General features: G+C 69.9%; 3 protein-coding genes and 1 pseudogene. All 4 read right to left on the reverse strand.

The window, feature by feature from the left end:
- Window positions 1-2,057 (reverse strand): methylmalonyl-CoA mutase family protein (locus tag RMO85_RS09820; protein ID WP_310528547.1); only part of this gene is annotated, 2,057 nt, incomplete at its 3' end.
- A gap of 64 nt (window positions 2,058-2,121) precedes the next feature.
- On the reverse strand, window positions 2,122-2,640 hold the full coding sequence (locus RMO85_RS09825) for a MarR family transcriptional regulator (RefSeq protein WP_310528548.1): 519 nt from the start codon (window positions 2,638-2,640) through the stop codon (window positions 2,122-2,124).
- A 51-nt stretch (window positions 2,641-2,691) separates the two neighbouring features.
- Window positions 2,692-3,186 (reverse strand): carbonic anhydrase, encoded by a 495-nt coding sequence (locus tag RMO85_RS09830; protein WP_310528549.1) that lies wholly within the window; start codon window positions 3,184-3,186, stop codon window positions 2,692-2,694.
- Window positions 3,165-3,994, reverse strand: a pseudogene (locus tag RMO85_RS09835) (hypothetical protein); the annotation flags it as partial. The pseudogene RMO85_RS09835 and the gene RMO85_RS09830, both read right to left, overlap by 22 nt.

The following is a 3,994-nucleotide window of genomic DNA, read 5'->3' on the forward strand; positions in this document are numbered from 1 at the left end:
CGGAACACGTCGACCTGCTGGTCGATGGCGGTGTTGAGGAAGAACGCCAGCACGGTCGGCGCCGGGCCGTTGATGGTCAGCGAGACCGACGTCGAGGGCGCGATCAGGTCGAAGCCGTCGAACAGCACCTTCATGTCGTCCAGCGTCGCCACCGAGACACCCGAGGTGCCGACCTTGCCGTAGACGTCGGGGCGCGGGTCGGGGTCGCGACCGTAGAGCGTCACCGAGTCGAAGGCGGTCGACAGGCGCGTCGCCTCGCCCTCGTGGGAGAGGATCTTGAAGCGGCGGTTGGTGCGCGCCGGGTCGCCCTCGCCGGCGAACATCCGGGCCGGGTCCTCGCCGTCGCGCTTGAACGGGAAGACGCCGGCAGTGAACGGGAAGTAGCCCGGGAGGTTCTCGTTGCGCCAGAACGTCACGAGCTCGCCGTGTTCGGTGAAGCGGGGGAGCGAGACGCGGGGAATCTTGGTCCCGCTCAGCGATTCGCGGGTCAGCTTGGTGTGGATCTCGCGGTCGCGGACCTTCACGACCTGCTCGTCGCCGGAGTAGGACTGCACGACGGCGGGCCAGCCGGCGATCTGCTCGCTGACCTCGTGGGGCAGTTGGCGCTGGGCGGACTCGAGCAGGTCCTCGACGCCGCTGGTGTCCTTGTCGTTGGAGACCAGCTCGCCCTGCACGATGTTGAGCCGTTGCACCCGTCGCGCTGCCTCGGCGAGGCGATCGGTCTGGGCGTGGTAGCCGCGGACGGTCTCGGTGATCTCGGCGAGGTAGCGGACCCGTTCGGTCGGCACGACCTGACGGATGCCGGACGAGTGGCGTACGGCGACGTGGGGGAGCGTGCCCTCGGTGACCGGCAGTCCGCCGGCCGCGAGGGTGTCGCGCAGGTGCTGGTAGAGCGCGGTGACGCCATCGTCGTTGAAGGTCGCCGCGCTGGTGCCGAAGACCGGCAACTCCTGAGGCTGCTTGCCGAAGGCGCCACGGTTGCGGACCAGCTGGCGGCCGACGTCGCGCATCGCGTCCTTGGCGCCGCGGCGCTCGAACTTGTTGATCGCCACCGTGTCGGCGAAGTCGAGCATGTCGATCTTCTCCAGCTGCGAGGCGGCGCCGAACTCCGGCGTCATGACGTAGAGCGAGTGGTCGACGAACGGCACGATGGCCGCGTCGCCCTGACCGATGCCGGGCGTCTCCACGATGATCAGGTCGAAGCCGGCGGCTTTCATCACCGCGATCACGGTGTCGAGGTGCTCGGGCACCTCGTGGGCGCCGCGCGTGGCGAGGCTGCGGAAGAAGACCCGGTCGCCGTCGAGGGAGTTGGCGCGGATCCGGTCACCGAGCAGCGCGCCACCGCCCTTGCGGCGGGTCGGGTCGATGGCGATCACGGCGACGCGGAGCTTGTCCTGCTGATCCACGCGGAAGCGGCGCACGATCTCGTCGGTGAGGCTGGACTTGCCCGAGCCACCGGTGCCGGTGATGCCGAGGACCGGCGCCGTGTGGGTGGCGGCCGCCTCCTGGATGCGGGTCAGCATCTCGTCGGTCAGCTGGCCGGTCTCCGCACCGGTCAGGGCGCGGGCGATGGCGAGGCGGTCGCCGGCCAGCACCGCGTCGATGTCGGCCTGTCGGGCCTCCCACGGGTTGAAGTCGCAGTCGGCGACGACCGAGTTGATCATCCCGACGAGGCCCATCCGCTGGCCGTCCTCAGGGGAGAAGATGGTGACGCCCGAGTCGCGCAGGCGCTTGATCTCGGCCGGCACGATGACGCCGCCGCCACCGCCGACGACCTGGACGTGGTCGGCGCCGGCCGCGCGCAGCGACTCCACCAGGTATTCGAAGTACTCGACGTGGCCGCCCTGGTAGGACGACACCGCGATGCCCTGCGCGTCTTCCTCGAGCGCGGCGTCCACCACCTCCTGGACGGAGCGGTTGTGACCGAGGTGGATCACCTCGCAGCCCTGACTCATGAAGATCCGCCGCATGATGTTGATCGAGGCGTCGTGCCCGTCGAAGAGGGCCGAGGCCGTGACGAGGCGGACGGGGTGCTGGGGCTGGTGGAGCTCGACCATGAGGGATCCCTTGGAGAAGGTTAGTTGGATGTCCTACTAATCGAATAGTAGGACATCCAACTACCTACTGTGAAGTCACAACGGCGGCCACGTGGTCGCCAGCGGCCTCGCGCACCTCGCCGAGGAGCTCGGTGAGGCGCACGACGTCCGCCGTGGGCAGCCCGGGCCGCTCGAAGACCACGGCATTGAGGCCGAGCGTCGCGCGGTCGACAACCTCTCGGCCGGCGTCCGTCAGGGAGGCGAGGATGACGCGGCGGTCGTCGTCGCGGCGGAGGCGCTCGACGTACCCCTGCCGGACCAGGCGCTCGACCGCACTCGTCACGCTGGTGGGGTGGACCTGGAGCAAGGATCCGAGGCGCGTCATCGGCATCGAGCCGGACTGCACGAAGGACAGCAGGCGCAGGACCTCGTAGCGGGCGAAGGTGAGGTCGAGCGGCCGCAGCACCGAGTCGATGCGCTCCATCAGCAGTTGCTGGACGCGGACGACCGAGGTCACCATCGCCATGCCGTCGGCCGCGTCGTCCCAGCCGTGGCGCACCCACTGGCTGTGTGCCTCGTGGATGGGGTCCCTGTCGCGTGCCATGCGGACAGGCTACGCGAAATTGCTAGGACGTCCTAGGAGTCGGTTCGTCCGTCAGAACTTCTGGTCGATGAGCCCGGTGTCGACGTAGTAGAGGAAGCCGCCGATCGCGACGTTCTCGGGGATCAGGGGATGGGAGCGCACTCTGCGCACGTCCTCCTGCAGGGCGGCGATCTGGTCGGAGATGACGTGGAACTCCTGCCACGACGCGTCGACGCCCATCGACTTCCCGACCTTCAGCCGCAGTTCGGCCTCGGTGTTGCTGGCCATCGCGCACTTGGTGTGGGGGACGATCAGGATGCGCTCGACGCCGAGGAGGTGGACGCCGAGGACGAGCGCTTCGAGGGCCGCACTGGTGACGCGCCCGCCCGGGTTGCGGAAGATCTTGGCGTCGCCGTGCTCGAGACCGAGCATCCGCAGCGGGTCGATGCGCGAGTCCATGCAGGTGACGATCGCGACGCCGGCGTGCGCGACACCGTCGAAGTCTCCGAGGGTGAAGTCCTCGGCGAAGGTCCTGTTGGCGGCGATCAGATCGGTGAAGTCGTCCACGATGGCGAGGTTAGCGGAGACTCGGGGGTGCTCGACGACACGACCGGTGCGCTGGACGCCGCGATGGCCGGGCCGTGCTCCGGCAACAGCACCGACGCCGTCACGGACGCCGAGATGCGGTAGGGCTGGGCCTCCAGCAGCGACCCGAGGGTGCGTCGCAGCCGCGACATCTCGGCGCGCACCGTGACCACGCGACTGGGGTCGGCGAAGAGATCCATGGCGAGCTGGGCGGCCGTACGACCCTCGGGCGATCGCAGGAGGGCCAGCAGGATCTCGGCGTGCCGCTGGCTGGGCCGGTGCTGCCACGTGTGGCTGGGCGTGCGTACCCGAAGCTCCGGTCGACCCCGCAGGTCGAGCACGAGCTCGGTGGCGACGGCGGACTCGCTGCCCAGGCGCACCAGCCAGCCACCCGGCAAGGGCTCCACGGTGACGGCGCCGAGTGCGGGCAGCCAGGTGGACTCGGTGGACAGGTCGGCGGGCAGCAGCAGCCGCTCGGGGGCGGTGAAGCCGGAGACCGCGGCGATGTGCCCGCTGGGATCGACCGCGAGCACGCGCCCACCCATGCGGGCGAGGACGGGGGCGGCATACGCGCGCAGGCGATCCAGGGCCATGCTGTGCTCGCTGCGGACCTCCGCTTCCGCCAGCTTGGCGGTGACGCCGACGAGGGCCAGCACGGAGCGCTGGACCGAGTGGGCCGGCCCGCTGATGTCGACAGCGCCCAGCGTCTCGCCGGTCCAGGGATCGAGAATCGGGGCGGCCGCGCAGCTCCAGCGCGTGTGCGACTCGACGTAGTGCTCGGGGCCGCGGA

Source organism: Nocardioides sp., from assembly GCF_031422975.1.
Taxonomy (GTDB): domain Bacteria; phylum Actinomycetota; class Actinomycetes; order Propionibacteriales; family Nocardioidaceae; genus Nocardioides.